This window comes from Yokenella regensburgei ATCC 49455 (assembly GCF_000735455.1).
Classification (GTDB): domain Bacteria; phylum Pseudomonadota; class Gammaproteobacteria; order Enterobacterales; family Enterobacteriaceae; genus Yokenella; species Yokenella regensburgei.
Map to the genome: position 1 here is coordinate 1 of NZ_JMPS01000043.1, position 25,942 is coordinate 25,942.

Here is a 25,942-nt window from a genome sequence, read left to right on the forward strand (position 1 = left end):
CCTCATTTCAATACCGCGCAGTGTAGGGCGAATGCGGGTCGATGTATACCCTGGGGCACGACTTCGTGTATACTCACCCCCCTTACAAAGGTCCCGTTCAAAAACGGCATTGGTGCTTTACAAAGCAGCAGCAGTTGCAGTAAAATTCCGCACCATTTTGAAATAAGCTGGCGTTGATGCCAGCGGCAAACCGAATTTATTAAAGGTGAGAGTTACATGCCGGTAATTAAAGTACGTGAAAACGAGCCGTTCGACGTAGCACTGCGTCGCTTCAAGCGTTCCTGCGAGAAAGCAGGTGTTCTGGCTGAAGTTCGTCGTCGTGAGTTCTATGAAAAACCGACTACCGAACGTAAGCGCGCTAAAGCGTCTGCAGTAAAACGCCACGCGAAGAAACTGGCTCGCGAAAACGCACGCCGTACTCGTCTGTACTAATCTATTGAGGGCGCACGCTCTCAATACAGACAGAGTAATAGTTGCAAGGCCGTGCTTCCGGAAGGAATGCGCGGCTTATTTTCGTTTATAAGTTGTTAAAAATTTGCGGGGCATATGGCTGGACGAATCCCACGTGTTTTTATCAATGACCTGCTGGCACGCACTGACATCGTTGACCTCATCGATGCCCGGGTAAAGCTGAAAAAGCAGGGCAAGAATTTTCACGCGTGCTGTCCGTTCCATAATGAAAAAACCCCCTCTTTCACCGTCAACGGTGAGAAACAGTTTTATCACTGCTTCGGCTGCGGCGCGCACGGCAACGCCATCGATTTTCTGATGAATTACGACAAACTTGAGTTTGTCGAAACCGTCGAAGAACTGGCTGCCATGCACAACCTTGAAGTGCCTTATGAAGCAGGCAGCGGGCCGACCCAGATTGAGCGCCATCAACGGCAAACGCTCTATCAGCTGTTGGACGGTCTGAACACGTTTTACCAGCAGTCGCTGACAAACCCCGCAGCTGCTCCTGCGCGCCAGTATCTGGAAAAGCGCGGTTTGAGCAGTGAAGTGATTAGCCGCTTTGCTATTGGTTACGCCCCGCCTGGTTGGGATAACGTCTTAAAGCGTTTTGGTGCCGAAAGTGAAAACCGTCAGTCGTTGATTGATGCGGGCATGCTGGTCACTAACGATCAGGGGCGCAGCTACGACCGTTTCCGTGAAAGGGTGATGTTCCCCATTCGCGACAAACGTGGCCGGGTGATTGGATTTGGTGGTCGGGTACTCGGTGACGGGATGCCGAAATACCTCAACTCCCCGGAAACCGATATCTTCCATAAAGGCCGTCAGCTGTACGGGCTTTATGAAGCGCAGCAAACGCAAGCGGAACCTCAGCGGCTTCTCGTCGTCGAAGGATATATGGACGTGGTGGCGCTGGCGCAGTACGACATTAACTATGCCGTCGCGTCGCTTGGTACCTCCACAACCGCCGATCATATTCAGCTGCTGTTCCGGGTGACCAATAACGTCATCTGCTGCTACGACGGCGACCGCGCAGGCCGTGATGCCGCGTGGCGCGCGCTGGAAACCGCGCTACCGTATATGACCGACGGTCGCCAGCTGCGCTTTATGTTCCTGCCGGATGGCGAAGATCCGGATACGCTGGTGCGTAAAGAGGGCAAAGCAGCGTTTGAAGCGCGGATGGAGCAGGCACAGCCGCTCTCCACGTTTCTGTTTAACAGCCTGCTACCGCAGGTAGATTTGAGCACCCCGGACGGGCGCGCTCAGCTCAGCACTCTGGCGCTGCCGTTAATCAGCCAGGTGCCCGGCGAAACCCTGCGTATTTATCTGCGTCAGGAGCTTGGCAACAAGTTAGGGATTCTGGATGACGCCCAACTTGAACGTTTAATGCCAAAACAGGCTGAAAATGGCGCGGTTCGCCCCGCTCCACAGCTAAAACGCACGACCATGCGTATACTGATAGGGTTACTGGTGCAAAACCCGGATCTGGCGCCGCAGGTTCCGCCTTTACAGGGGCTGAATCAGGAAAAAATGCCCGGACTTGGCTTATTTGCAGAACTGGTCAAGACTTGTCTGTCTCAGCCGGGTTTGACTACCGGGCAACTGCTGGAACAGTACCGCGGCACAAAAGAGGCCGCCACCCTTGAAAAACTGTCGATGTGGGACGATATAGCAGATAAGGATATTGCAGAAAAAACGTTCACCGACTCACTCAATCATATGTTTGATTCGATGCTTGAGCTGCGACAAGAAGAGTTGATAGCTCGCGATCGCACACACGGTTTAAGCAGCGAAGAACGCCGGGAACTCTGGACGATAAGTCAGGAACTGGCGAAAAAATGAATTTCACGGCTTAACTGCCGAATATCGCTCGGGAAGCCCCCGACAGCCGCGCTGAGGTGCTGCGGCAAAAATATAAATATGCCCTCGCTTTAAATGTTGGCGGATTCGCTGACCGACACCAACCTCATGAAATAAGTGTGGATACCGTCTTATGGAGCAAAACCCGCAGTCACAGCTGAAACTTCTTGTCCAACGTGGTAAGGAGCAAGGCTATCTGACCTATGCCGAGGTCAATGACCATCTGCCGGAAGATATCGTCGATTCAGATCAGATCGAAGACATCATCCAAATGATCAATGACATGGGTATTCAGGTGATGGAAGAAGCACCGGATGCCGATGATCTGTTGCTGGCTGAAACTTCCAACAACACCGACGAAGATGCGGAAGAAGCTGCTGCGCAGGTGCTGTCCAGCGTGGAATCTGAAATTGGGCGTACCACTGACCCAGTGCGCATGTACATGCGTGAAATGGGTACTGTTGAACTGCTGACCCGCGAAGGCGAAATTGACATCGCAAAACGCATCGAAGACGGGATCAACCAGGTACAGTGCTCTGTTGCTGAATATCCGGAAGCGATCACCTATCTGCTGGAGCAGTACGATCGCGTTGAAGCTGCCGAAGCTCGTCTGTCCGACCTTATCACCGGCTTTGTCGATCCTAACGCTGAAGAAGACATGGCGCCTACCGCGACCCACGTCGGCTCCGAGCTGTCTCAGGAAGAGATGGATGATGACGAAGACGAAGAAGAGGAAGAAGACGACGACAGCAGCGATGACGACAACAGCATTGACCCGGAACTGGCGCGTGAGAAGTTCGCTGAACTGCGCACCCAGTACGAAGTCACCCGCGACGTCATCAAAGCCAAGGGCCGCAGCCACGCCGCTTCTCAGGAAGAGATCCAGAAGCTCTCTGAAGTGTTCAAGCAGTTCCGCCTGGTGCCGAAACAGTTCGACTACCTGGTGAACAGCATGCGTACCATGATGGACCGCGTTCGTACTCAGGAACGTATCATCATGAAGCTGTGCGTTGAACAGTGCAAAATGCCGAAGAAAAACTTCATCACCCTGTTCACTGGCAACGAAACCAGCGATACCTGGTTCAACGCCGCAGTGGCGATGAACAAACCGTGGTCTGAGAAACTGCACGACGTGGCTGAAGATGTTCAGCGCGGCCTGCAGAAGCTGCAACAAATTGAAGAAGAGACCGGCCTGACCATCGAGCAGGTAAAAGACATCAACCGTCGTATGTCTATCGGCGAAGCGAAAGCCCGTCGTGCGAAGAAAGAGATGGTGGAAGCAAACTTACGTCTGGTTATTTCTATCGCCAAGAAATACACCAACCGTGGTCTGCAGTTCCTCGACCTGATTCAGGAAGGTAACATCGGCCTGATGAAGGCGGTTGATAAGTTTGAATACCGTCGCGGTTACAAGTTCTCGACTTACGCTACCTGGTGGATCCGTCAGGCAATCACCCGCTCTATCGCGGATCAGGCGCGCACCATCCGTATTCCGGTGCATATGATTGAGACCATCAACAAACTCAACCGTATCTCCCGCCAGATGCTGCAGGAAATGGGCCGCGAGCCGACCCCGGAAGAGCTGGCTGAACGCATGCTGATGCCGGAAGACAAGATCCGTAAAGTGCTGAAGATTGCCAAAGAGCCTATCTCCATGGAAACGCCGATCGGCGACGATGAAGATTCGCATCTGGGTGATTTCATCGAGGATACCACCCTCGAGCTGCCGCTGGACTCTGCGACCACTGAGAGCCTGCGTGCTGCCACTCACGACGTGCTGGCTGGTCTCACCGCCCGTGAAGCGAAAGTTCTGCGTATGCGTTTCGGTATCGACATGAATACCGACCACACGCTGGAAGAAGTGGGTAAACAGTTTGACGTTACCCGTGAACGTATTCGTCAGATCGAAGCGAAGGCGCTGCGCAAACTGCGCCACCCGAGCCGCTCTGAAGTACTGCGTAGCTTCCTGGACGATTAATCGGCCCGGTACTCAACATAATAAAGCCCCGATGCTTGCATCGGGGCTTTTTTTTACTTCATCAGTTGGGCTGGCACCCATTTACTGTCTGCCGGTGTGGGAATTAATCCCGAGTTTTTACCATTCACACCAAACACCTTAACCTGCAATCCATTGACCAGGAACAGCGCCTGCAGACGAGAGATAAAGCTGTCCATCCGCGAAGTTTCATCTGCTGATTCACAGGCATCGACATATACCCGACCACGATATCCGGCAGGAATGATCGGCGCGATGTTCAGGAAGCACTGATCGCCATTGAGATAAAAAGCTTGTTTCTCATCGCCAATCACCGGCTGTCCCGCATCGCCGTCAAAAGCACCGTGAGCAATCATAAACAGGTCCTCGGCGACGCCAAGCACCGGGATGCGGCCACGAAACACCTGATAAACGCTAAAGAAAACAATCGGATCCTGCGACAATGAATTTTTGGCAATAGTGAACAACTTCGGGTCATCTGTGCAAACAACGATAATCATAGTCTGTCCCCCCGCTATTTAACCGACCAGGTGTTGTCAATGTTCAGAGTGACATTCACGTTATACACATTCGGGTTAAAGACAATTTTCTGCGCATTGGTGATCGCACCAATATCCAGCACCTCGCCGACCTCGTAGTCCCCAAAGGTGACCCAGTATTCCGGGTGCGGGGTAAAGTTGTAGGTTCGGTTCGGCTGCGCGGGTTTAACGAAGGTACCCGCTCCGGACATCGCCACGCCAACCGACGCGGTATCAAACGGCACGGTCGCATCGTTGTGAACATACAGCGTGCCGGCGTGGCCAGACGTCGTTTTCTGTTTGAAGGTCAACGCGCTTTGTGTAGACGTCAGCGTCACGCTGTTGTCCGAGGTTAAGCCAGCAGGCCAGGTCTGCGACGCTTCGAACACCACGCCGGGCACCAGAGGGCCGGTTTCATCCCAGATAAAGGCGTAATCGATACTCCAGCTAAACTGCACATGAGTGGTTGGGTGTGCGGCTTCCGAGAACCACGCCAGCGACATCAGCGTTGGATCATCGATGTCGGGAATAGTTTGATAGACACAAATATTACCGAAATTACGAGAGTTATTTTGTACATTCAGAGTATATTTTTGTGACATAATAATTTCCTCACCATGATATTAATGTTGTGTGTTTTTAATCTACAACGGGTTTCTAAAAACCTTCACCTCCTTTTATTTTTTCAGAAGTTGAGCGAATCATTCTAATATTTCGCATACTGACACCAAACGTTCTCGTCAACTCCATCGACGGCACATTATCGCGCATGGCCATTTGCATGGCAGCCCGTCGAATAGCTATAAATACGCCCCAGGCAGAAGGCAGCTCAATATTACCGGCGGAGTCAACCCGTTTCAGTAAACGCTGATACTGGTCGCCCTCAATTTCAATGTTATATAATTTATTGAATCGTTCGTTTTTTTTAGGCAGATAGAGTTTTCTCCCACCATAGCGGTACATTAAGTGGAATAGCGTAGAGAACCCGCAAACTCCAGCAATTTCCGCCGCAGCCCATGGCATTGCGGAAAGCACCGAAAGTGGATAACGCTCACAAAACTGAATAAGTTCCCTTTCATTTTCAGAGCTCATTGCAGGCAACCCGGAAAAAATAAGCGGATAAACCTGTAATAAATCCTCATTATTTTTAGTATTCATACTTACCTCATAAGCATAATTATTTCGCTGCGACAGAGTCGATGAATTTGGTAGGTAAAGTATTAATCGTATAAAAGGTCACGAACACGGAGGAACAGTTCCCCCGCGAGAATATATTAGTGAAGACTTATTTAATAATATTTAAGGGTGGCTACACTCACCCTTTGTTGTGGAGTCAGAAAATAAAAATAGATTAAAGCCCACGTACCGCCAGCGCTTCGTCCAGCTCACGGTATGCTTCCACCAGTTCATCCAGCGTCGCGCGATTCAGACCACTGGGATTCGGCAGCACCCACACTTGCGTTCCGCCGATAGTTGCCTGCTGCCTGCCCCACTTCGCGCCACGAACGCTAAAAGCCTGCTCATACGCCTGCTTACCCAGTATCGCCAGCGCCGCTGGCTGGTACTCTTCTATCTTCGCGATGAGCCCCCGGCCACCGCCGCGTAGCTCCTGCAACGCCACTTCACTCGCCTGCACCGTCGGGCGCTCAACCAGCATGGTAATACCGCAGCGCGTATCCAGCAGATGCTGCTCTTCTTCAGGCCTGAGTAATCTCTCGGTGAACCCCGCCTGATGGATAACCTTCCAGAAGCGATTCCCCGGATGCGCGAAGTGAAACCCGGTGTGCGCCGATGACTTCCCCGGATTAATACCGCAGAACACCACCCGCAGCCCAGGTGCCAGAATGTCGTGAATCATAACGTCCCCGCTCAGCAAAATGAGATCTCAGTATAAAGGATTGAAAAGACATTGTTTATAAAAGCAGCATGCACGTGCTTTACGCTGGAAAGCCTTCGGGAGTTACTTTATAATCCACCGCCACGGCCCCTTAGCTCAGTGGTTAGAGCAGGCGACTCATAATCGCTTGGTCGCTGGTTCAAGTCCAGCAGGGGCCACCAGATACCGCAAGGGCTGACGAGAGATCGTCAGCCCTTTTGTATTACTATCACAACCTTTTTAACTCGCTTGAGACCTTATCTGGAGAAACTACGATCCATCCAAAATAAGGGCTCCTCAGTTCAAAAAATCGAAACCCGACTTCACACAAATCTCGTGAGATAAAAATGGCATGTTGACGACGAACGAGCCGGGACAAGATAATTACCTGCCTCCGACAATTTAGTGCACTCTCTCCACCCGCGGCTCCTGAATATACGCCTCTAACACATGCACTAAATCGTGCAACAACCCTTTCATCGTCTCCGCCTGGGCAGGCTGCAGCACACCACTTAACAGCGTCTGCGTTACCCCCTGCGCATAGGTCAGAAGCGTATCGCTGTCTCCCCAGTACGCTGCAAACGACGAAGGAGGGATCTCTTCTGCGGCTAACGCAGTCACGCGGTGCGAGGGCAGATCGACGGTGCACAGCTGATGGAGCACCCCCAGCGCATGTGACAAACGACCACACAGCGCGTGGGAGCTGGCGGCGTCGTGGTACTCGACCAGTTCATTGACGAACGCAGAGCAAATCTCTACAACCTCAAAGGCATCGGCTGAAGCAGGGATCGGTGTGGTGATAACTCCATCAGGGAGGGACGACGGGTAGTAAACAGTCATAATAAATCTCCGTTTTAGTTATATACCGTCGTTGAGTCATTCAGGTTCCTACGCCTGGCTACGGATTTTACCGAAGTCAGCTTACTCTGGGCTCGCCAACAAGGAGAGGAAAGCCCTTTCTCGCTGAAAATTTGCTTTTGCGAGGCAGCTTCCAACGGTCTGTGAAATCAGTGCAAACCCGCCTTCCCTGGCAGGTTTATTCTTTCATTCCCTACACGCTCGCCCACCACAACCGGAGCTTCATGCCCCAGGCGCTGGTCCAGCCGGTGGTAGCGGTCACCACTTTACCTTTGGAAATCACCACCAGCGTTGGCGTTACCCCCACCTGCCACTGCCTAGCCAGGTTGCCGCGGGCATCGTTGATAACCGGCATGCTGAGCTGGCGTTTTTGCAGGTAGCGCGTAAGCTCCTGGTCGTCGCCGGAGCGCATCGCCAGCGTCATCACGTTCGCGCCCTGCTCCACCATCGCGTCTACCGCCGGGGTGGTGTAGCGACAAATCCCGCACCACGTCGCCCAGATGTAAAGCAGCAGCGGGCGGTCAGCGCTGAGTGCCGCCAGATCCACCTGACTCCCCGTCAGCGTCTGCATCGGCATGCCGGAGAAATCTGCCGGTAGCACAGGTTTACGCAGCTGATCCATGCCCCACATCACTGCCATCGCCAGCAGCAGCAGGACGACCAGTTCCCGCATCCAGCGGCGCAGCTTACTGCGCATTGGCTTTCGCCAGCTGTTCTTTCACCAGCGCCTCCAGGTCGTTATAAGGAATAGCCCCCGCCACCATCTGGTCGCCGATGATAGTGGCCGGAGTGCCCTGCACGCCCAGCACCTGGGAGAGGATCAGGTTCATTTGCACGCTGTCGCGGCTTTTGTCGTCGGGCTTGATGTCAGAAGTGCCGGTTTTCACCTGCGCGGCAGCAATCGAAGCTGCATCGTGGTAGCCCTTCTTCGACATCAGCCGCTGATGCAGCGCCCAGAACTTGTCCGGTGCCTGTCGCCAGGCGGTCAGCGCCACCTGAGCCGAGGCCATTGAACTTTCCCCCTTGAACGGCAGCAGCTTCACGATGAGCTGCACCTGCGGGTTGTCGTGGACAATTTTCTCCAGCATCGGGTCAAACTGTTTGCAGTACGGGCAGTTGTAATCGGTGAAGCTGACGATAACCAGCTTCGGTTTCTCAGCGCCAATGCGCGGGTTGGTCTGGTCGTTGAACAGCAGGCTTGCCAGCTGATCTTCCCCGGATGAAGCCGGTTCTGCGGCAACGCTGAATGCTGAAACACAAAGCAGCAGGATCAGTGTGAAATAACGCATTACTTCGTTCCTTTAGCGTCGGACAGGGTGCTCTGCACCACTTCGCGGTTTAACAGCGCAGGCAGAATTTTCCCCTGCGGCAGACCCGGTCCATAAATTTGATTGAAGGGGACGGCCGCGCTCTGGCGGCGGTTGAGAAACTGGCTGATGCTCTCTGAAGGTTTACTCCAGTCACCGCGCAGGGCGACAACGTCCGGTGCGGTCAGCGCCTGCTGGATCTCTTCACGCAGCAGCACGTTGTATTTATTGGCTTTACAGGTCACACACCAGTCGGCGGTCACGTCGACAAACACCCGCTTGTTCGCTGCCAGCGCATCGGTAATCGCCTGCTCGCTGAGCGGCTGCCACTGCACCCGGTCACGAACCACGCCGTCGTTGTCAGACTGCGTTGCCCAGACGCCTACCGCCGCCAGCAACAGCGCCACCAGGCTTGCCTTTAGCGCCACCCGCCAGCGATAGCGCCAGAGCGTCGCGGCGAGCAACAGCAGCGCCACAATCGCCACCACTATCCACGTCGCGGCCGGACCGATATGCACGGTCAGCAGCGTGAACAGCCAGAGCGCAGAGCCCAGCATCATCAGGCCGAGGATCACCCGCACGCTATTCATCCAGCGCCCCGGGCGCGGCAGGCGCAGCGCCATCCCCGGCCAGGCGGCAATCAGCAGCCACGGCAGGCTCATGCCAACGCCCATCGCGAGGAAAATCCCCCACAGCACCGGCAGCGGTGCGACCAGCGCCACCGAAACGGCGGTACCGAGGAACGGCGCGGTACAGGGGGTCGCCAGCAGCGTGGCGAAGGCTCCCTGCCAGAAATGCCCCCCCAGCCCGTTGCCACCGCGGGTCGCGAGGAACGTGTTCACACCGGAAGAGAGACGCAGTTCAAACAAGCCCATCAGGCTGGCGCTGAACGCCACCATCACCAGCGCCATGCCGCCGATAAACCACGGGTTCTGGAACTGGATCCCCCAGCCCAGCGCCTGGTTGCTGAGGCGCAGCAGCGTCATCATCAGCGCCAGCGCAAGGAATGACGCCACAATGCCGGTCACCGAGGCGAGAAACTGACGGCGAACCACGCCACGGCTGGCCCCTTCCACGTGCAGTACCGAGCCAAGCTTCATCGCCAGCACCGGCATCACGCAGGGCATGATATTGAGGATAAGGCCGCCGAGCAGCGCCATCGGCACCACCAGCCACAGCGAGAGCCCCGCCGTCGGCAGGCTGCTGGCGGTGGCAATCAGCGCCGTGCTCTCCTGCGCCAGGCCGCTGTCGGCCAGCACCAGAGAAAGCGTTTTACCGCGCAGATCCGGCGCGCTGTCGCCCCAGCCGTCGCTGACCGCCACCGTTGCGGTGAGGGTGTTACCGCTCACTGTCATCTCCGGCTTCGCAAAGTCGGCGTCGTCGAGTGAATCCAGATACAGCGCCGGTTTTTGCCAGCCCGCCTCACGCGTGGCTTTCACCACCAGTTTACCCGGCGCATATTCGGCGTTAAGTGACGAAGTCAGGCCGTCGGCGCGGGGCAGCGTGCCCATCGCCCGGGTGAAGTCGTAGCTGAAGTTCGCCTCCGCAGGCTGGCTCATGTCCAGCGTGAACGGGTAATCCGTCAGAATGCAGACGTTGCTACAGGTAGAGAGCGTCAGTACGCCGGAAAGCGTTTTCGGCGCGTTGCCGCTTAACATCATCGGGAAAGTGACGTTCCCGTGATAGCCCTGGGTGGCAAGACCCGCCACCTCAAAACGCTGCGGGGTGGGCCAGCGCCAGTCCACCGACTGCGCTGACGACCAGGCGATCGACGGCGCCACGCCCCCTTCGCCCGGCGATCGCCAGTAGGTTTTCCAGCCCTTCTCAAGCGCAACATCCAGCAGCAGGCGGGTATCACCCTGCGGCCCGGTTTGCGCTCGCAGGCGAACGCTGGCGTGATCGTTATCGGCGGCGCGCAGCCAGCCGCTGTCTGCCGCCCAGCTTGCGGGCAGCCACAGACAGACCAGGCAGAGCACAAGCTGCCTGAAAAAAGTAAGCATAGTTTTTCTCCGTAAATGATTAATGAACCTGCAGGAACAGGTCAGAACTCATTCACGGAAGACGCATAATCGCAGATGCACCCGCAGCCGGGGAGGCGAGATAACCCGCGGTGGCCAGCGGCGTTCACGACGTACCGGCTGGGCGGCTAAGACCGTCAGCAGCAGCGCGGCGGCAAACAGGGCACCTTCAAACAACACGGGAGGAGAGGCCAGCAAAGACTTCGCGCTGAGCTCGCAGGGAGTGACCGGGGCTTCCGCCTCAGCGTTTTGCTGTGCGGACTGGGCGACGGCGGTTGGGGTCATCATCAGCGCGTGCAGACTCGCCATGCGCTGCGCGGTGCATACCAGCACCACCAGACATGCGAGCGCTACCAGAAGAATCGCTTTACGCTGCCGTTTGATCATCACCACCTCGAATATTCACAAGGCTTATCTTAACGGCGAGAAATACTTTGGCAATCTTAATGCTGTAAAGAAGTGTCTGACCCTCCCCCGCCGGGAGAGGGTCTTCTGGATCAGTTATTCACTGGAATAACTGCACCTTTGTATTTGGTCCGGATCCAGTCCTGAATCTCTTTTGAGTGCAGCACATTCACCAGCGCCACGATGTCTTTTTTCTTCTCGTCGCCGCGATGCACGGTAATGATGTTGGCATACGGGTTGTTCTCTCCGCTTTCAACGGCAATTGGATCGTGAACCGGATCCAGGCCCGCGTCGATAGCGTAGTTGGCGTTGATCACCACCGCCGCACCTTCATCGTTGTTATACATCTGCGGTAGCAGAGAAGCTTCAACGTTTGGCAGGAACTGCAGCTTTTTCGGGTTCTCAACGATATCGCTAATGCGCGCACTCACTTTATCCACGCCAGGCTTGAGCTTAATGACGCCCGCTTTTTCGAAGATAGAAAGGATACGCCCCTCTTCGGACACCGCATCACGCATGATGATTTTACCGCCCTCCGGCAGATCCTTCAGCGATTTGAATTTCTTCGAATAGATACCAATCGGCTCAATGTGAATCGCCCCAGCGCTGACGAAGTCATAGTCTTTCTCACCCTTATGATCTTTCAGCACGCTGTTCAGGTAAGGAATGTGCTGGAAGTAGTTGGCATCAATTTCACGGCCAGCCAGCGCGGTATTCGGCAGAATGTAGTCCTGGAACGGTTTAATCTCCAGATCGATCCCCTGCTTTGCCAGGATCGGTTTCGCCTGCTCGAGGATCTCGGCGTGCGGGGTGTTAGACGCGCCCACGGTCAACGTATCGGCCCAGGAGGCAAAGCTCAGCGCACTCAGCGTCGCGGCGGCAATCAGGGTTAATGTTTTTTTCATGATGATGGTTCCTGTGTGTAATTAGCGTTTATCTAACAGAGAAGTCAGGGTGTCGCCGCAAAACTGGATAGCGAAGACGATGATGAGGATGGTCACCGTTGCTACCAGCGTGACGTCGCCGTGGTTGCGCTGGAATCCTTCCAGATAAGCCAGATTTCCAAGCCCGCCTGCGCCAATCACACCGGCCATGGCGCTGTAGCTCACCAGAGCAATCAACGTGACGGTGATGCCTGAGACCAGCGCAGGGGAAGATTCAGGGAGCAGCACGCGGAAAATCAGCGTCGAGAGCCGGGCTCCCATTGAACGGGTCGCCTCAATCACGCCTTTGTCCACCTCGCGCAGGGCAATCTCCACCAGCCGAGCGTAAAAAGGTGCCGCCCCGACAATCAGCGCCGGCAAAGCCGCGTTGGTGCCGAGAATGGTGCCGACCAGCGTTTTGGTAAACGGGATCAACAGAACAATCAGGATGATGAACGGAATAGAGCGGAACACGTTCACCACCAGCGAAATCACGCTATAGACCAGGCGATTGTGAAACAGCCCGCCTTTGGCGGTCAGGAACAGCGCCAGCCCCAACAGGATGCCGAGCACAAAGGTCGCCACACCGGAGAGCGCGGTCATGTACAGCGTCTCCTGGGTGGCCGCCCACAGTTGATCCCAATTCAGATGAGGAAACCAGGTCTCAGTCATGCTTGAGCACCTCGCTGTACTGGCTCACCTGGCGGACAAACTGGCGGGTGATCGGCTGCTGCGGCTGGCTGAATACCTGCGCCACCAGCCCTTCTTCCACCACGCGCCCCTCTTCCATCACCGCCACCCGGTCGCAGATTTTGCGTACCACGTGCATTTCGTGGGTGATGAGGACGATGGTCAGGCCAAAGCGCTGGTTGATATCTAAAAGCAGATCGAGGATCTGGTCGGTGGTCATCGGGTCGAGCGCCGACGTCGCCTCATCGCACAGCAGCACGTCAGGGTGATTGGCCAGCGCCCGGGCAATGCCCACCCGCTGTTTCTGCCCGCCGGAAAGCTGTGACGGATACGCATGCTCGCGCCCGGTCAGGCCAACCAGCTCAATCAGTTCCGCCACGCGGGTGCGGATTTGTGCCTTCGGCGTACCGGCAATCTGCATAGAGAAAGCGATGTTTTCACTGACGGTGCGCGACCACAGCAGGTTGAAGTGCTGGAACACCATGCTGATTTTAAGCCGCGCCTGGCGCAGGGTTTCCCCCTTTGCCGCCCCAATATCGTGCCCGTTAACGGTCACGCTTCCGGAGGTCGGTTTTTCGAGGCCGTTCAGCAGGCGGATCAGGGTGCTTTTCCCCGCGCCGCTGTAGCCAATAATGCCGTAAATTTGCCCCTGCTCCACCGACAGGCTGACGTCATCAACGGCGGTGACCGGCGCCTTTCCGTGGGCAAAAATTTTCGAAATATTCCTGAGAGCAATCATGTTTCTTCTTATCCGCTGCTGCGTATTTCTGGATTAACGTTCTTTCCGCAAATGGCGGTTTAGAAGTATGGACGTCCAAACGATATAGCGAGTGATGAAACACTTTCAACGAACAAATTGGCATGACTTATAACCTGCAGCGATAACAGCAGGCAGAATGCGGTGAAGATCCCTTAGATGAAGTTCAGCAATAGAAAGCCGTGACGCGGCAAAAGGCGCGCCATAAAACGGCTTTTGTGGCTGAAAACAGAGCAAATTCGCCCTTTTTCAGCCATCAACCCCTCTGCACCGCTGAACGTCTTTCCGTCCAAATGGCTAAATAGCAGGTCATATTCCAATTTGCGCTAACGGGTAGCGAAAGATTCTTTATCAGCCATTTTTTGCAGTCCTACACTCTGGCCATTACTCATGAATCAGGATGAAAGCGTATGACCGTTTACCATTCCGTCACCGAGCTCATCGGCCAGACGCCGGTGCTGCAGCTGCATAAGCTGGATACCGGCCCGTGCAGCCTGTTCCTGAAGCTGGAAAACCAGAACCCCGGCGGTTCAATCAAAGATCGGGTGGCGCTGTCGATGATCGACTCCGCGCAAAAGCAGGGGCTGCTGCTCCCTGGCGGCACCATTGTCGAAGCCACCGCGGGCAACACCGGGCTTGGGCTGGCGCTGATCGCCGCCCAGCGCGGCTACAAACTCATCCTTGTGGTGCCGGACAAAATGAGCCGGGAGAAGATTTTCCACCTCCGCGCCCTGGGCGCTCAGGTGGTGCTGACCCGCTCCGACGTCGGCAAAGGCCATCCGGCCTACTATCAGGACTACGCCCAGCGGCTGGCGAAAGAGATCCCCGGCGCCTTCTACATTGACCAGTTCAACAACACTGCCAACCCGCTGGCTCATACCACCACCACCGCACCGGAGCTGTATCAGCAGCTCGACGGACAGATTGATGCCATCGTCGTCGGCGTGGGTTCCGGCGGTACGCTGGGCGGCCTGCAGGCATGGTTCGCCGAGCACTCACCGCACACCGAGTTTGTCCTGGCGGATCCGGCCGGATCGATCCTGGCCGATCAGGTCGAAAGCGGTCGTTACCATGACGCTGGATCCTGGCTGGTAGAAGGGATTGGTGAAGACTTTATTCCCCCGCTGGCGCACATCGACAACGTGCGCACAGCGCTGCGCGTTAGCGACCGGGAAGCCTTCACCACCGCCCGCGAGCTTCTGCAGGTGGAAGGCATTCTGGCTGGCTCCTCAAGCGGCACCCTGCTGGCGGCGGCGCTGCGCTACTGCCGTGCACAAACCACGCCTAAGCGGGTGGTGACCTTTGCCTGCGACAGCGGTAACAAGTACCTGTCGAAGATGTTTAACGACGACTGGATGCGCCAGCAGGGCCTGCTCAACCGGGCAAAGCACGGTGATCTGAGCGATTTCATCGCCCTGCGCCACGACGAAGGCGCCACCGTCACCGCCGCGCCGGACGACACCCTCGCCACCGTGCTGGCTCGTATGCGTCTGTACGACATCTCGCAGCTACCGGTGCTGGAAGCGAGCCGGGTGGTGGGCATCGTCGATGAGTGGGATCTGCTGAGCCACGTGCAGGGCGACAGCCAGCGCTTTGGCCTGCCGGTGCGCGAGGCGATGACCCGCGAGGTTGAAACCCTCGACAAAACGGCGCCCGAAAGCGCCCTGAAACCCATTTTTGATCGCGGCCAGGTCGCCGTTGTGGTGGATAACGAGCGCTTTCTCGGCCTCATCACCCGCAGCGATGTTCTCACCAGCTGGCGCAATCGCCTTGAACAATAAGGAATAAATAATGAAAACCTTCGACACCCTGAGCGTTCACAGCGGCACCTTTACCGACAGCCACGGCGCGGTGATGCCACCAATTTATGCCACATCAACCTACGCCCAGCCCGCACCGGGGCAGCATACCGGCTATGAGTATTCGCGCAGCGGCAACCCGACGCGCCATGCGCTGGAAACCGCCATCGCCGAGCTCGAGGGCGGCAGCCGCGGCTACGCTTTTGCCTCCGGGCTGGCGGCCATCTCGACGGTGCTGGAGCTGCTGGATAAAGACAGCCACATCGTCGCCGTGGATGATGTCTACGGGGGAACTTACCGGCTGATTGAAAACGTCCGTCGTCGCAGCGCCGGACTGCAGGTGAGCTGGGTCAAACCAGGCGAACTCGAAGCACTTGAAGCGGCGATCCGCCCGGATACCCGGATGATTTGGGTCGAAACGCCAACCAATCCGCTGCTGAAGCTTGCCGATCTGGAGTCGATCGCCGGGATCGCCCGTCGCCACAACCTTATCAGCGTGGCGGATAACACCTTCGCCTCGCCGGTTATCCAGCGTCCGCTGGCCTTCGGCTTCGATATCGTGGTGCATTCCGCCACCAAATATCTCAACGGCCACTCCGACGTCGTCGCCGGTCTTGCGGTGGTGGGCGATAACCCAGCGCTTGCAGAGCAGCTTGGCTATCTGCAAAACGCGGTCGGTGGTGTCCTCGATCCGTTCAGCAGCTTCCTGACCCTGCGCGGGATCCGCACCCTGTCGCTGCGCATGGAGCGCCACAGCAGCAACGCGCTGGCGCTCGCCCGGTGGCTTGAGCAGCAGCCGCAGGTGGAAAAAGTCTGGTTCCCGTGGCTGGAATCACACCCCGACAACCCGCTCGCACGCCGTCAGATGGCGCAGCCGGGCGGTATGATCTCCATCGTGGTAAAAGGCGATGCCGAACGGGCAGACGCGGTTATCAAAAAATTGCAGCTCTTTACCCTCGCGGAGAGTCTTGGCGGCGTGGAGAGTCTGGTGAGCCAGCCATTCAGTATGACCCATGCTTCTATCCCGCTTGAGCAGCGGCTGGCTAACGGCATTACGCCGCAGCTTATCCGCCTCTCGGTAGGTATTGAAGGTGTTGAAGATCTGCGCGCCGATTTGCGTCAGGCGCTGGCAGAATAACGATATTAACCGCCGTCAGTCCGACTTAAGTCTATACTTCATATCGAATATCTAAGCGACTGAAATAACGTCACTTATAATATGACATAGCGGCTGACGGCACACCGGGACGAGTGCTACTCTGCCATCCATTCCGACGGTCAGGACGCTGAGCAAACGCCCCCATGAGTAAACCCATCAAGCGGCTGGAAATCATTAAAAACGCCATTGAACTGGAAGATGATGAGATCATCGCCAGCCAGCTTTCCCACCTGAAAAACGACATTGACGATCCCGCGATCGACGCCATCATTGAGGCGCTGGAGGCGAAGCGTTACGGCGAGGCAATGAACGCCATCGTCAGCTGGCTGCAAAGTCAGCGGGCGATGATCCACTGGCAGGATCCGCGTATTGCCGCCAGCAAGCTGGAGCTGAAAGCGCTGGAAACGCAGCTGCGGGAGCTGATTGATGCCAGAAATGCGCGCCTGACCCGGCTTGATGAATTTAACGATCTCTATATGCAGCATCTGGGGCCGTTGATGACCGAGGTGCTGAGGCTGCGTAAGACTCTGGCAGAGGCTTCACTGCGCAAGCGAGCCGAAATGTGTCAGGACGAAGACGCCAGCGAGCGCCGCGCGCGCGACGAAGCGCGCGAACAGTACGAAACCTGGCGCGATCAGCAGCAAAAAGCGCAAACTCGCCGCGATCGTCAGGAAAATATGGCAGAAGAAGATCGCCAGGAGCTAAAACGGCTGTGGCGTCAGGCGAGCAAACTTTGTCACCCGGATCTGGTGGACGATACGTTGAAGGCAGAGGCTAACGAGATGATGGCCCAGCTCAACCAGGCCCGGCAGCGCGGCGATCTGCCTACCATCCGTAACCTGCTTGCCCGGCTGATGCGCGAGCATGAGCCAATGATGGCGAGCGAAAGGCTGAACGATCTGACGCTGCTGCTGCGCAAAATCAGCGCCATTCAGCAGCAGATTGCCAGCCTGCAGGCCGAAATGCTGACCCTCGAGAAAGAGAAATCCTGGCTGCTGGTGTCGACGCTTGCCGATCCGCAAGCCTATTTCCGCCAGCAGGAAAAAGCGCTGTCGAACACCATCGCCACCCTGCACAAGCAGATCCTGGAATCGGGGCTTGATGAGGTGGCCTAGCCACCTTCCCCTTCACTTCTTATGCCAGTACGCCTGATACCGCACCAGCTGCTGATCAATCTCATCGCTTTCAAAACGGCTCACCAGCGCTTTGGTCACCGCACCTTCCCCGGTGACCCAGATAAAGTAATCTTCCGCCGGAACGGCTAACGCCGCCAGCTTCTCCGCCACCGCCTGCTCGCTGTGCCCGATAACCCAGTCGATATCTACGTTGTCGAGATCCGCCAGGTAGTCCTGGTACGCCGCATCTGCCACCGACACAATGGCTTTTACCCTCTGCGGCGCGGCGGGCTGCTGCCGTAGCTCCAGCAGACGGCGGCGCAGCGCGGGCATGCCGGATTCATCACAGACGTAAAGCTGCCAGGCGTAGTCTTCCGGCACCACCAGCGAACCGCGCGGACCGCCGATGGTCAGGGTATCTCCCACCTTCGCCGCCATCGCCCACTGGCTTGCCACGCCGCCATCATGGATGAAGAAATCAAACGCCAGTTCGTGGCGCGTCGCATCATACAGCGGCGTGTAGTCGCGGGTGGCCGGACGCACGCCGTCGGCCCAGACGATCCCGTCGTCGGTCACCGTCGGCGGCGTGAAGTGGCTGCCCGGCTCCGGGAAAAAGAGTTTGGTATGGTCGTCAAAACCGCGTGACGTAAAGCCTTCCAGCGCTTCACCGCCCAGCACAATACGCTGGAATCCGGCGCTGATGCGCTCAACGCGCTGCACGGTCAGTTCGCGAAAACGCAGCGTATTGCGAACGCGCTGCGGGTATTTTTTGTCAGAGTTGTTCGTTGTCATCGTCGCCTTCGTGAATAAAAAAGATATATCTAAATTTCAGTCAAATGATAATGATTGCCAATTAGAAAGAAAGCAAGATAAATTTTGATATACACATCACAACGCGCATTAAAAGCCACCATACAAAAATAAATTCTTTAAATTCAATGAAATAAAAAATTATCAATGTTCATGCTTGTCATCATTCAATTTTTAGATATAAATTAGATATATCGAAAAAACACAGGAGTATGACGATGCGTCACCACCATTTTTGTGAATCTGAACATGAGCACCACGGCATGCGCGGTGGTCACGGCGGCGGCTGCGGCGGTCGTGGAGGACGTCGCCAGCGGTTCTTCGGCCACGGAGAATTACGTCTGGTGATCCTCGATATCCTCACCCGTAATGCCAGCCACGGCTATGAGCTTATCAAAGAGATTGAAGCGCTGACTCAGGGCAACTACAGCCCCAGCGCCGGCGTCATCTACCCCACGCTCGACCTGCTCCAGGATCAGGGCTTAATTGCTATCGATGTGGAAGACGGCGGGCGCAAGCGCATCGCAATTACCGCGGATGGCCAGCAGTGGCTGGAGGAAAACCGGGAACACCTTGGACATATTCATGCCCGTTTACAGGCGCGAATGGTCGGCCATGAGCTGCGCAAAGACCCGCAGATGAAGCGCGCGCTGGATAATTTCAAAGCCGTGCTGGATCTGAAGGTGAACCAGCAGGAACTGAGTGCCGCGCAGTTAAAACAAATCATCGGCGTGATTGACCGCGCGGCGCTGGAGATTTCGCAGTTAGATTAAGCGACCTCTCCCTCGTTAACGCGGAAGACTTTCACCAGCTCACGCAGGTGCAGCGCCTGGTCGTTGAGCGATGCCGCCGCCGCAACCGACTCTTCGACCAGGCAGGAGTTCTGCTGAGTCGTTGAGTCGATGAGGCCAATTGCGCTGTTTACCTGCGAAATACCGTCGGTCTGCTCGCGGCTCGCCTGGCCAATTTCGTGCAGAATCGTGTTCATTTCCTCCACGTTACTGACCATCCCCTTCATCAGGGTTTCCGCTTTCTCGACCATCTCCATCCCTTCCTGCGCCTGGGTGGTGGAGCTTTCAATCAGGCTACGAATTTCGCTCGCGGAAGAGGCGCTTTTCTGCGCCAGCTGACGCACTTCGCCCGCCACGACGGCAAATCCGCGACCATGTTCACCGGCACGTGCCGCTTCCACCGCCGCGTTGAGCGCCAGAATATTGGTCTGGAACGCGATGGAGTCGATCAGGTTGATGATGTCGGACATGCGGCCGGAGGTTTCATTGATGGCGCGCATTTTACCGGTCACGTTCTTCATCATCTCGCCGTTGCTGTTGACCACGGTTGCGGTGTTGGTAGAGATTTGCGCGGCTTCCGCGGTGTGCCCGGCAGTGTTTTTCACCGTCGCGGTGATCTGCTCCATGGAAGCGGCGGTCTCTTCCACCGAGCTTGCCTGCTCTTCGGTACGAGCGGCCAGATCCTGGTTCCCGGCGACGATCTGCGAGGCGGCGCTGGAGATGTTCTCAGCGCTGTTCTGAACATCCTGTACGATGGTCAGCAGACGCGTTTTCATCTCCATCAACGCCTTTAACATCACGCCAGTTTCATCTTTATGCTGCGTGGTAATGTTGCCGGTGAGGTCACCTTCGGCAATCGCCTGGGCGAAGTTCACCGCTTCATCCAGCGGACGAGTAATGGCACGCACGATGTACAGGCCAATCAGCACCCCGGCAAGAATGCTAAAAATCGACATCCCCAGCAGCAGGGAACGGTTAGATTTATACTCCGTTTCAACCTGCGCCCCGGCGGTGTTCATCTGCCGGTTTTCCAGTGCAATCAGCTCCACTATTTTATCGTTATAGGCCTGCTGAACGACCTGCGCATTGTTCATCATCTCGTCCAGCGCCGCCTGACGGTTGCCCTGCTGAACGTTGTTCACCACGCGGTTAAGCGATTCAGTGTACTGCTGGCGGATCTCTTTGATACCGGCGATGATTTTCTGCGACTCCGGATCCTTGCGGCTCTGGGTCAGATCATCGAGGATTAGCGTGACTCGCGCACTGAGATCCTTAAGCTGTTTCTCCCACTCCTTCGACTTCTGCCCCTGCTCATCAAGCAAAATAAGTTGTTGGTTAATAATGGAATCATTGAGATGATCGATAAGCTCGTTGGCCTTGACCGTGGTGGGGTAGTCATCAGAAATGATGGTTTGCATTCCATCATTTGCGCGGCTGAGGCTTGTCAGTGACAGCACGGAACTGACAATCAGTAGAACAATAAAGAAGCTAAACGCCAGAAATAATTTAGTGCTGATCTTAATGTCATTTAAGAACATATTCTCTCCATCGACAGGTTTATATATCCAATGGAAGTCGCTATCGGCACTAAAATCGCTAACTTTATGAATTTGATCGCTTTTTAATTAACTAAATGTAACAAAGTAATTTTAAAATATATTTCCTTATGATACGACCCATTCAATTTAATATAAGATTAACATTATCACCCAACTAACTTCACAAATAAAAAGCCGCTTACCGGGAACGATAAGCGGCTGGTGCGGTCACTCAAAAATGATTAATGCAGTACGGTAACCGCGTCCTGCAGGCGGCTGGCGCGGTGTTTCACCATTGCCGAGATCTGCGCACTTTCTTCGACTAATCCGGCATTTTTCTGGGTGATAGCGTCCAGTTCCGCCACCGCGCGGGTCAGGTCGGAAAGCCCCGCCGCCTGCTCGGAGGTGGAGTGGCTTATCTGCCCAATCAGGCGCGTGACGTTTTGCACCTGCGCCACGATATCATCCATTGTGCGACCGGCTGCATGCACCTGCTCTGCACCGGACTGCACCTTGCTGGCACTGGCATCGATGAGTTTACGAATGTCGTTCGCCGCCGTCGCGCTGCGGCTCGCCAGATGACGCACTTCGCCTGCCACTACCGCAAACCCTTTCCCCTGCTCGCCCGCGCGCGCTGCTTCAACCGCCGCGTTGAGCGCCAGGATATTCGTCTGGAAAGCAATGTCGTTAATGAGCTTGGTAATAGAACCAATACGCTGGGTGCTGTCGGCAATGTCATCCATGGTGTTAACCACCGTCTGCATCGCCTGCCCGCCCTGGGTGGCGGCCTGGCTTGCGGAGCTCGAGAGTTTGTCTGCCTCTGCCGCCGTCTGCGAGTTGCTCTTCAGCGACGCCGCCATCTGGTTCATGGTCGTGACCGTCTGCTGGACGTTGTCCACGCTCTGGCGGGTACGTTCGTTCAGGGTGTCGTTCCCCTTCGCCAGCGCATCGCTGCCCTGATGGACGCTCGCCACCTGGCCAGAAACGTCATGGATCAGCCAACGGCACATCAACCCGAGCTGGCCTACCGCACGCAGGGTAAGCCCCAGTTCGTCGCTGCGATTTAAGTGTTCGACGCTGTTTCGTTCCCCGGTTGCCACATGTAATGCCTGGCGCGCCACGTTCTCCACTGGTCGAATTATTTGCCACTGCAGCATGCCGCAGCCGAATAACATCACCAGCGCGCTGGCAAGCCAGGTCGCCCAGTGTGCCTGGGTTAACCACAGCGCCACGCTCAGTAATAAGAACAGCCCCAACATCAGGCTGCGCACCCGCCAGCGCAGCGGCATCGCCGGCAATTTCCCCAGCCAGCCCTTGCTGACCACCAGCCCTTTATGGATGCGTTTGTTGCAGCGCCCGGCGTTCAGCGCGGCGTACAGCGGCTCGACTGCTGCAATCTCCTGATCGGTTGCCCGGGAGCGAATCGACATATATCCCGTGGTTTTACCGCCGCGTACCATCGGCACGGCGTTGGCGCGAACCCAGTAATGGTCGCCGTTCTTGCGCCGGTTTTTGACGATCCCGCTCCAGGGCTCGCCCTGCTGGAGGGTGTACCACATGTCGGCAAAAGCGGCTTTTGGCATATCCGGATGGCGGACCATGTTGTGCGGCTGCCCGGTCAGCTCCTCCAGGCGGTAACCGCTAACGTCGACAAAGGTGTCATTGGCGTGGGTGATGTAGCTTTGCAGATCGGTGGTGGACATCAGCGTCGTGTCATCGTCCAGCGGATGATTTTGCTGGCTGACGTAGGGCTGGGAAGACATAAGCGCGTCCTTTGCTGGTTAATAGAGAGGAAAAAGGGGTACAAATGTTATTTCGGCGATAATTAATTTATCTTTAGTTGTTAAATTTGATGTAGATCGCAATTTGCCTTTAAACCTTAAAATTTGTATGCATATGGCGGATTTTAAGGTAGCGCAGCCCGTTGCAGGAGCAAATGCCATCCAAATGTTAATGAAATGATAAAATATGGTTTCATGCCGTTTCGTACAGGCGTTTATCCCGATTTTTCTTCCCCGTCCTGGAGACACGTAATCGCTGCAATACTTAAATTGGTATCATGTGATACGCGAACTCCCGGAGCATATTTTGAACAGGTTACCTTCTAGCGCATCGGCTCTGGCCTGCACAGCGCACGCATTGAATCTCATCGAAAAGCGCACGCTTGATCATGAGGAAATGAAAGCTCTCAACGTTGAAGTTAAGGAATACTTTAAAGAGCACGTCAATCCGGGGTTTTTAGAGTATCGAAAATCTGTAACTGCCGGTGGGGATTACGGAGCCGTAGAGTGGCAAGCAGGAAGTCTGAACACGCTTGTCGACACTCAGGGGCAAGAGTTCATTGATTGCCTGGGTGGTTTTGGCATTTTCAACGTGGGGCACCGTAATCCAGTCGTCGTTTCCGCCGTACAGAATCAACTCGCGAAACAACCCCTACACAGCCAGGAGCTGCTTGACCCACTACGGGCAATGCTTGCGAAAACGCTGGCGGCACTGACGCCGGGCAAACTCAAGTACAGCTTCTTCTGTAACAGCGGTACCGAATCGGTAGAAGCGGCCATTAAGCTCGCGAAAGCCTATCAGTCACCGCGCGGCAAATTCACCTTTATTGCCACCAGCGGTGCCTTCCATGGCAAATCGCTTGGCGCGCTGTCGGCCACCGCGAAGTCAACCTTCCGTAAGCCGTTCATGCCGTTGCTGCCGGGCTTCCGTCATATTCCGTTTGGCGATATCAGCGCCATGCGCTCAGTGCTGACCGAGTGCAAGAAAACCGGCGATGACGTGGCGGCGGTGATCCTCGAGCCTATCCAGGGTGAAGGTGGTGTTATTCTGCCGCCGCCGGGCTACCTGCCTGCCGTACGTAAGCTGTGCGACGAGTTTGGCGCACTGATGATCCTCGATGAGGTACAGACCGGCATGGGTCGTACCGGCAAGATGTTCGCCTGTGAGCATGAAAACGTGCAGCCGGACATTATGTGCCTGGCGAAAGCCCTCGGCGGCGGCGTGATGCCAATTGGCGCCACCATTGCCACCGAAGAAGTGTTTTCCGTGCTGTTCGACAACCCGTTCCTGCATACCACCACCTTTGGCGGTAACCCGCTCGCCTGTGCGGCGGCGCTGGCGACCATCAACGTGCTGCTGGAGCAGAACCTGCCTGCGCAGGCGGAGCAGAAAGGCGACATGCTGCTGGATGGCTTCCGCAACCTGATGCGCGAATATCCGGATCTCATCCAGGATGTGCGTGGTAAAGGGATGCTGATGGCGATTGAGTTTGTTGATAACGAAACTGGTTATACCTTTGCGAGCGAAATGTTCCGCCAGCGGGTACTGGTTGCCGGTACGCTCAACAACTCGAAAACGATTCGTGTCGAACCACCGCTAACGCTGACACCTGAACAGTGCCAGCTGGTGCTGAAAGCAACCCGCAAGGCCCTGGCGGCACTGCGCGTTGCGGTCGAGCAGGAGGAGTCCTGAGACCCATCCCCTAAATCCTCTCCCCAAAAGGGAGAGGATTTTCAGATTTACACGACCCGAACACCCGCTGGCATGATGCGTTCCGGAGTTAGCAGCACGCTTTCGCTGGAGTCATCCGTTTCAGCGCACAGCAGCATGCATTCCGAGGTTTCACCGCGCATTTTGGCTTTCGCCAGATTGCACAGTACCACCACCGTTTTACCGAGCAATTCCTCTTCCCGATAGTAAGGCACCAGGCTGGTGACGGTCTGCAGGGTGCGATCCCCAACGTCTATCTGCGCGATATACAGTTTGTCGGCATTGTCGTGCCGCTTCACTTCCACAATCTTACCAACACGAAGTTCAAGTTTGGCAAAATCACCGTAGGCTACTGATTCCATCGTTTTCTCCTTCTGGTAAAGTTTTACTAAACACTATCACGTTTTTTATCCCTGGAGAATGCCAGCTTATTTAGTAAAAACTGATGCATGTCGGGGCGCATCCTTTACAATGAACAAGCGCAGGCAGTGGTGCAGGCAGAAAAAGGGCAAACATGGCAACACTTAAAGATATCGCCAGCGAGGCAAAAGTGTCTCTGGCGACCGTCTCCAGGGTTCTCAATGACGATCCAACCCTGAACGTTAAAGAAGAGACCAAGCATCGCATTCTGGAGATTGCGGAAAAACTGGAATACCGCAGCAGCAGCTCCCGTAAAGCGCAGACCAGCGCCGTCGGGCAGCACCATATTCTGGCGCTCTACAGCTATGAGCAGGATCTGGAGATCAACGATCCCTACTACCTTGCCATCCGCCACGGAGTTGAGACCCAGTGCGAAAAGCTCGGTATTGAGCTGACCAACTGCTATGCCAGCGCCACGCTTCCGGAGCCCAGACGCATCACCGGCGTGCTCATCGTCGGCAAGCCGAGCCACGGCGTGCGTCAGGCCGCGATGGCGCTCACCGACAATATCTGCTTTATCGATTTTCACGAACCTGGCAGCGACTATGACGCCGTGGATATTGACCTCGTGCGCATCAGCAAAGAGGTTATCGACTTCTTCATCGCCCGGGACGTGCAGCGCATTGGCTTTATCGGCGGGGAAGATGAGCCGGGCAAAGCCGATATCCGCGAGGCGGCCTTTGTGGAATATGGTCGCCTGAAGGGCGTGGTGTCAGAGAAAGACATCTGGCGCGGCGGCTTCTCCAGCTCGTCGGGCTATACGCTGGCAAAAACCATGCTCGCGGGCGACGACTGGCCCACGGCGCTGTTTGTCGCCTCAGACTCCATTGCCATCGGCGTGCTGCGTGCCATTCACGAGAAAGGCTTAACCATTCCGGACGATATCTCGCTGATTAGCGTTAACGATATTCCGACCGCACGCTTTACCTTCCCGCCGCTCTCCACGGTACGCATTCATTCCGAAATGATGGGCAGCCAGGGCGTTAACCTGGTGTACGAAAAGGCCCGCGACGGCCGCGCCCTGCCGCTGCAGGTGTTTGTGCCAAGCAAGCTAAAACTGCGCGGCACCACCCGTTAATCCTGCGTTTTCCTCCCGGGCCGGATAAGCATCGCCTGCCCGGCACCGCGTCTTTTTCGTGATCGAGTTAAAGTTAATCAAT

Annotated in this window: 24 protein-coding genes, 1 tRNA gene and 1 pseudogene; 10 read left to right on the forward strand and 16 right to left on the reverse strand. The window is 55.9% G+C overall.

Going from position 1 to position 25,942, the window contains the following annotated elements; all coding sequences use genetic code 11:
- Positions 1-216 precede the first annotated feature (216 nt).
- The 3 genes from rpsU to rpoD all read left to right on the forward strand — a co-directional run bounded on the left by rpsU (position 217) and on the right by rpoD (position 4,288).
- Complete coding sequence (rpsU, locus tag GYRE_RS13175; protein WP_001144069.1) at positions 217-432, forward strand: 30S ribosomal protein S21; 216 nt, start codon at positions 217-219, stop codon at positions 430-432.
- A 114-nt stretch (positions 433-546) separates the two neighbouring features.
- Positions 547-2,292: a DNA primase gene (dnaG, locus tag GYRE_RS13180; RefSeq protein ID WP_006818248.1), complete on the forward strand. Its 1,746-nt coding sequence runs from the start codon at positions 547-549 to the stop codon at positions 2,290-2,292.
- A 151-nt stretch (positions 2,293-2,443) separates the two neighbouring features.
- Positions 2,444-4,288, forward strand: a complete 1,845-nt coding sequence (rpoD, locus tag GYRE_RS13185; RefSeq protein WP_006818247.1) for an RNA polymerase sigma factor RpoD — start codon at positions 2,444-2,446, stop codon at positions 4,286-4,288.
- A gap of 53 nt (positions 4,289-4,341) precedes the next feature.
- On the opposite strand, the gene GYRE_RS13190 is transcribed toward rpoD, so the two are convergent.
- The 4 genes from GYRE_RS13190 to mug all read right to left on the reverse strand — a co-directional run bounded on the left by GYRE_RS13190 (position 4,342) and on the right by mug (position 6,682).
- Positions 4,342-4,806 carry a hypothetical protein gene (locus GYRE_RS13190; protein WP_038255864.1) on the reverse strand — a complete coding sequence of 155 codons (465 nt, stop codon included), beginning with the start codon at positions 4,804-4,806 and terminating at the stop codon, positions 4,342-4,344.
- Between the two features lie 14 nt (positions 4,807-4,820).
- Entirely contained in the window at positions 4,821-5,426 is a 606-nt protein-coding gene (locus GYRE_RS13195; RefSeq protein WP_038255866.1) for a hypothetical protein, read from the reverse strand.
- 55 nt (positions 5,427-5,481) lie between these two features.
- Complete coding sequence (locus GYRE_RS13200; RefSeq protein ID WP_038255868.1) at positions 5,482-5,982, reverse strand: hypothetical protein; 501 nt, start codon at positions 5,980-5,982, stop codon at positions 5,482-5,484.
- Positions 5,983-6,175: 193 nt separating this feature from the next.
- Complete coding sequence (gene mug, locus GYRE_RS13205; protein WP_038255870.1) at positions 6,176-6,682, reverse strand: G/U mismatch-specific DNA glycosylase; 507 nt, start codon at positions 6,680-6,682, stop codon at positions 6,176-6,178.
- A 124-nt stretch (positions 6,683-6,806) separates the two neighbouring features.
- On the opposite strand from mug, the gene GYRE_RS13210 reads away from it, so the two are divergent.
- Positions 6,807-6,882, forward strand: a tRNA-Ile gene (locus GYRE_RS13210).
- 220 nt (positions 6,883-7,102) lie between these two features.
- Here the strand turns inward: GYRE_RS13210 and GYRE_RS13215 are convergent.
- From GYRE_RS13215 to GYRE_RS13250, 8 genes and pseudogenes are all read right to left on the reverse strand, one after another.
- Positions 7,103-7,540 carry a hypothetical protein gene (locus GYRE_RS13215; RefSeq protein ID WP_038255872.1) on the reverse strand — a complete coding sequence of 146 codons (438 nt, stop codon included), beginning with the start codon at positions 7,538-7,540 and terminating at the stop codon, positions 7,103-7,105.
- A 211-nt stretch (positions 7,541-7,751) separates the two neighbouring features.
- The gene (locus GYRE_RS13220; protein WP_038255874.1) at positions 7,752-8,255 is read right to left on the reverse strand and encodes a protein disulfide oxidoreductase; all 504 of its coding nucleotides are present in this window, start codon (positions 8,253-8,255) and stop codon (positions 7,752-7,754) included.
- Positions 8,245-8,847 carry a DsbA family protein gene (locus GYRE_RS13225; protein ID WP_038255876.1) on the reverse strand — a complete coding sequence of 201 codons (603 nt, stop codon included), beginning with the start codon at positions 8,845-8,847 and terminating at the stop codon, positions 8,245-8,247. Before GYRE_RS13225 ends, GYRE_RS13220 begins: the two co-directional genes overlap by 11 nt.
- Positions 8,847-10,865, reverse strand: a complete 2,019-nt coding sequence (locus tag GYRE_RS13230; RefSeq protein WP_038255878.1) for a protein-disulfide reductase DsbD family protein — start codon at positions 10,863-10,865, stop codon at positions 8,847-8,849. The genes GYRE_RS13225 and GYRE_RS13230 overlap by 1 nt, the downstream gene beginning before the upstream one ends.
- Before the next feature lie 48 nt (positions 10,866-10,913).
- Positions 10,914-11,270, reverse strand: coding sequence for a hypothetical protein (locus GYRE_RS13235; RefSeq protein WP_006818233.1), 357 nt, complete (start codon positions 11,268-11,270; stop codon positions 10,914-10,916).
- Positions 11,271-11,380: 110 nt separating this feature from the next.
- Positions 11,381-12,193, reverse strand: coding sequence for a MetQ/NlpA family ABC transporter substrate-binding protein (locus GYRE_RS13240; RefSeq protein WP_006818232.1), 813 nt, complete (start codon positions 12,191-12,193; stop codon positions 11,381-11,383).
- A 21-nt stretch (positions 12,194-12,214) separates the two neighbouring features.
- The gene (locus GYRE_RS13245) at positions 12,215-12,883 is read right to left on the reverse strand and encodes a methionine ABC transporter permease (protein WP_038255880.1); all 669 of its coding nucleotides are present in this window, start codon (positions 12,881-12,883) and stop codon (positions 12,215-12,217) included.
- Between the two features lie 10 nt (positions 12,884-12,893).
- A pseudogene (locus GYRE_RS13250) lies at positions 12,894-13,640 on the reverse strand (methionine ABC transporter ATP-binding protein); the annotation flags it as partial.
- Positions 13,641-14,068: 428 nt separating this feature from the next.
- Between GYRE_RS13250 and GYRE_RS13255 the strand changes: the two are divergent.
- From GYRE_RS13255 to GYRE_RS13265, 3 genes are all read left to right on the forward strand, one after another.
- A complete protein-coding gene (locus GYRE_RS13255; protein ID WP_038255882.1) occupies positions 14,069-15,439 on the forward strand; it encodes a pyridoxal-phosphate dependent enzyme in 1,371 nt (456 codons plus the stop codon).
- Between the two features lie 10 nt (positions 15,440-15,449).
- Complete coding sequence (locus GYRE_RS13260; RefSeq protein WP_038255884.1) at positions 15,450-16,595, forward strand: trans-sulfuration enzyme family protein; 1,146 nt, start codon at positions 15,450-15,452, stop codon at positions 16,593-16,595.
- Positions 16,596-16,759: 164 nt separating this feature from the next.
- Positions 16,760-17,731 carry a DNA repair protein gene (locus GYRE_RS13265; protein WP_038255886.1) on the forward strand — a complete coding sequence of 324 codons (972 nt, stop codon included), beginning with the start codon at positions 16,760-16,762 and terminating at the stop codon, positions 17,729-17,731.
- Between the two features lie 12 nt (positions 17,732-17,743).
- Here GYRE_RS13265 and GYRE_RS13270 read toward each other — a convergent pair whose 3' ends face one another.
- Positions 17,744-18,523, reverse strand: a complete 780-nt coding sequence (locus tag GYRE_RS13270; protein ID WP_038255888.1) for a siderophore-interacting protein — start codon at positions 18,521-18,523, stop codon at positions 17,744-17,746.
- A gap of 236 nt (positions 18,524-18,759) precedes the next feature.
- Between GYRE_RS13270 and GYRE_RS13275 the strand changes: the two genes are divergently transcribed.
- Positions 18,760-19,314, forward strand: a complete 555-nt coding sequence (locus GYRE_RS13275) for a PadR family transcriptional regulator (protein WP_038255890.1) — start codon at positions 18,760-18,762, stop codon at positions 19,312-19,314.
- Here GYRE_RS13275 and GYRE_RS13280 read toward each other — a convergent pair.
- On the reverse strand, positions 19,311-20,870 hold the full coding sequence (locus GYRE_RS13280; protein WP_006818223.1) for a methyl-accepting chemotaxis protein: 1,560 nt from the start codon (positions 20,868-20,870) through the stop codon (positions 19,311-19,313). The two genes, GYRE_RS13275 and GYRE_RS13280, sit on opposite strands and share 4 nt — an antisense overlap.
- Positions 20,871-21,112: 242 nt before the next feature.
- The gene (locus GYRE_RS13285) at positions 21,113-22,633 is read right to left on the reverse strand and encodes a methyl-accepting chemotaxis protein (RefSeq protein ID WP_038255892.1); all 1,521 of its coding nucleotides are present in this window, start codon (positions 22,631-22,633) and stop codon (positions 21,113-21,115) included.
- A 325-nt stretch (positions 22,634-22,958) separates the two neighbouring features.
- On the opposite strand from GYRE_RS13285, the gene ygjG reads away from it, so the two are divergent.
- Positions 22,959-24,344 carry a putrescine aminotransferase gene (ygjG, locus tag GYRE_RS13290; RefSeq protein ID WP_167809559.1) on the forward strand — a complete coding sequence of 462 codons (1,386 nt, stop codon included), beginning with the start codon at positions 22,959-22,961 and terminating at the stop codon, positions 24,342-24,344.
- 47 nt (positions 24,345-24,391) lie between these two features.
- Here ygjG and GYRE_RS13295 read toward each other — a convergent pair whose 3' ends face one another.
- Positions 24,392-24,724, reverse strand: a complete 333-nt coding sequence (locus GYRE_RS13295) for a tRNA-binding protein (RefSeq protein ID WP_006818220.1) — start codon at positions 24,722-24,724, stop codon at positions 24,392-24,394.
- Positions 24,725-24,876: 152 nt separating this feature from the next.
- Between GYRE_RS13295 and ebgR the strand changes: the two genes are divergently transcribed.
- The gene (ebgR, locus tag GYRE_RS13300) at positions 24,877-25,860 is read left to right on the forward strand and encodes a transcriptional regulator EbgR (protein WP_006818219.1); all 984 of its coding nucleotides are present in this window, start codon (positions 24,877-24,879) and stop codon (positions 25,858-25,860) included.
- Positions 25,861-25,942: the final 82 nt, after the last annotated feature.

What these genes read in the sequence shown, in the direction of transcription:
- rpsU (WP_001144069.1), top strand. Translation starts at nt 217, where the DNA reads ATGCCGGTAATTAAAGTACGTGAAAACGAGCCGTTCGACGTAGCACTG.
- GYRE_RS13275 (WP_038255890.1), top strand. Translation starts at nt 18,760, where the DNA reads ATGCGTCACCACCATTTTTGTGAATCTGAACATGAGCACCACGGCATG.
- GYRE_RS13225 (WP_038255876.1), bottom strand. Translation starts at nt 8,847, where the DNA reads ATGCGTTATTTCACACTGATCCTGCTGCTTTGTGTTTCAGCATTCAGC.
- GYRE_RS13280 (WP_006818223.1), bottom strand. Translation starts at nt 20,870, where the DNA reads ATGTTCTTAAATGACATTAAGATCAGCACTAAATTATTTCTGGCGTTT.
- GYRE_RS13190 (WP_038255864.1), bottom strand. Translation starts at nt 4,806, where the DNA reads ATGATTATCGTTGTTTGCACAGATGACCCGAAGTTGTTCACTATTGCC.
- GYRE_RS13270 (WP_038255888.1), bottom strand. Translation starts at nt 18,523, where the DNA reads ATGACAACGAACAACTCTGACAAAAAATACCCGCAGCGCGTTCGCAAT.
- GYRE_RS13240 (WP_006818232.1), bottom strand. Translation starts at nt 12,193, where the DNA reads ATGAAAAAAACATTAACCCTGATTGCCGCCGCGACGCTGAGTGCGCTG.
- GYRE_RS13220 (WP_038255874.1), bottom strand. Translation starts at nt 8,255, where the DNA reads ATGCGCAGTAAGCTGCGCCGCTGGATGCGGGAACTGGTCGTCCTGCTG.
- GYRE_RS13215 (WP_038255872.1), bottom strand. Translation starts at nt 7,540, where the DNA reads ATGACTGTTTACTACCCGTCGTCCCTCCCTGATGGAGTTATCACCACA.
- GYRE_RS13255 (WP_038255882.1), top strand. Translation starts at nt 14,069, where the DNA reads ATGACCGTTTACCATTCCGTCACCGAGCTCATCGGCCAGACGCCGGTG.
- rpoD (WP_006818247.1), top strand. Translation starts at nt 2,444, where the DNA reads ATGGAGCAAAACCCGCAGTCACAGCTGAAACTTCTTGTCCAACGTGGT.
- GYRE_RS13195 (WP_038255866.1), bottom strand. Translation starts at nt 5,426, where the DNA reads ATGTCACAAAAATATACTCTGAATGTACAAAATAACTCTCGTAATTTC.
- GYRE_RS13235 (WP_006818233.1), bottom strand. Translation starts at nt 11,270, where the DNA reads ATGATCAAACGGCAGCGTAAAGCGATTCTTCTGGTAGCGCTCGCATGT.
- GYRE_RS13295 (WP_006818220.1), bottom strand. Translation starts at nt 24,724, where the DNA reads ATGGAATCAGTAGCCTACGGTGATTTTGCCAAACTTGAACTTCGTGTT.
- GYRE_RS13285 (WP_038255892.1), bottom strand. Translation starts at nt 22,633, where the DNA reads ATGTCTTCCCAGCCCTACGTCAGCCAGCAAAATCATCCGCTGGACGAT.
- GYRE_RS13200 (WP_038255868.1), bottom strand. Translation starts at nt 5,982, where the DNA reads ATGAATACTAAAAATAATGAGGATTTATTACAGGTTTATCCGCTTATT.
- mug (WP_038255870.1), bottom strand. Translation starts at nt 6,682, where the DNA reads ATGATTCACGACATTCTGGCACCTGGGCTGCGGGTGGTGTTCTGCGGT.
- GYRE_RS13230 (WP_038255878.1), bottom strand. Translation starts at nt 10,865, where the DNA reads ATGCTTACTTTTTTCAGGCAGCTTGTGCTCTGCCTGGTCTGTCTGTGG.
- ebgR (WP_006818219.1), top strand. Translation starts at nt 24,877, where the DNA reads ATGGCAACACTTAAAGATATCGCCAGCGAGGCAAAAGTGTCTCTGGCG.
- GYRE_RS13265 (WP_038255886.1), top strand. Translation starts at nt 16,760, where the DNA reads ATGAGTAAACCCATCAAGCGGCTGGAAATCATTAAAAACGCCATTGAA.
- GYRE_RS13260 (WP_038255884.1), top strand. Translation starts at nt 15,450, where the DNA reads ATGAAAACCTTCGACACCCTGAGCGTTCACAGCGGCACCTTTACCGAC.
- GYRE_RS13245 (WP_038255880.1), bottom strand. Translation starts at nt 12,883, where the DNA reads ATGACTGAGACCTGGTTTCCTCATCTGAATTGGGATCAACTGTGGGCG.
- dnaG (WP_006818248.1), top strand. Translation starts at nt 547, where the DNA reads ATGGCTGGACGAATCCCACGTGTTTTTATCAATGACCTGCTGGCACGC.